1 protein-coding gene is annotated in these 1,305 nt (G+C 62.8%); it reads left to right on the forward strand.

Annotated elements, in window-relative coordinates:
• Positions 1-1,305: helicase-related protein (locus ABVB68_RS36770; protein ID WP_353605570.1), on the forward strand; the 1,305-nt coding region annotated here is incomplete at both ends.

The following is a 1,305-nucleotide window of genomic DNA, read 5'->3' on the forward strand; positions in this document are numbered from 1 at the left end:
ATTCGAACTTCGTCCGCGTCCACGACGCCGACTTCCTCAACGCCGCCCGCCGGCTGTACATGACGGCGACACCGAAGATATTCGTGGACGACGTCAAAGAGAAGGCGGAAGAGCATTCCGCCGAGCTCACCTCGATGGACGACGAAACCGTTTACGGTCCCGAGTTCCACCGACTCTCATTCGGTGAGGCCGTCGAGCGAGGTCTGCTCACCGATTACAAAGTGATCGTGCTGACCGTCGACGAATCCCTGGTGGCAGCGCCGCTGCAGGATCAGCTTGCCGGGGTGCACAGCGAACTACGGCTCGACGACGCGTCGAAGATCATCGGCTGCTGGAATGCACTGGCCAAGCGTGCTGGCGAAACCCCCGAAGGAACAGGCTTCGCACCGGGTGCGGCGCCGATGCGCCGCGCGGTCGCGTTCGCGAAGGACATCGCCGCGTCCAAGCAGGTCGCCGAAGTGTTCCCCACTGTTGTCGATGCCTACCGCGATCTACTCGAGGGCAGCGAAAATGACGGGCGCACTGTCGATTCCACCAACCTGGACTTGACGTGTTCGGTGCACCATGTGGACGGCACGTTCAATGCGCTACAACGCAACGAGCAACTCTCCTGGCTCAAAGCCCCCCTGCCAGAGGGGGAAGCCCGGATCCTGACCAACGCCCGCTGCCTCTCCGAAGGAGTCGACGTACCGGCGTTGGATGCGGTGATGTTCCTGCACCCCCGCAACTCTCAGGTCGATGTGGTGCAGTCCGTGGGCCGGGTGATGCGCAAATCCGACGGCAAGGATTACGGCTACATCATCTTGCCCGTTGCGGTTCCGGCCGGTGTCAGCCCGTCCGAGGCGTTGTCGAACAACACCCGGTTCAAGGTCGTCTGGCAGGTACTCAATGCGCTTCGCGCGCATGATGATCGGTTCAATGCGATGGTCAACTCCATCGCATTGAACGCCACCTCGGACAAGAAGGACGGTAAGGGCAACGATCGCCTACTCGGTGGGCGCATCGGACCCCTCGTCGAGGTCGGCGAGAGCTTCGACAACGGCAGCCGTAGCAGTGGAAGCAGTGCTGACGTCGCTTCCACCAGTGCAGATTCTGCCGAAGGTGCCACCCCCACCGGAGACTCCGGTGGGGGGATGGCAACGCAGATGGCGTTGTTCTCCCTCTCCGAATGGCAGGAAGCGATCTACGCGAAGATCGTCGACAAGGTCGGCACCCGCGCCTACTGGGAAGACTGGGCCGGCGACGTCTCCGACATCGCCGGCGAGGAGGGCGTTGATGCGGGTGATCTGCGCGGCGGCGATGTCG

The organism is Streptomyces sp. NPDC096012 (assembly GCF_040426375.1).
Lineage (GTDB): Bacteria > Actinomycetota > Actinomycetes > Streptomycetales > Streptomycetaceae > Streptomyces.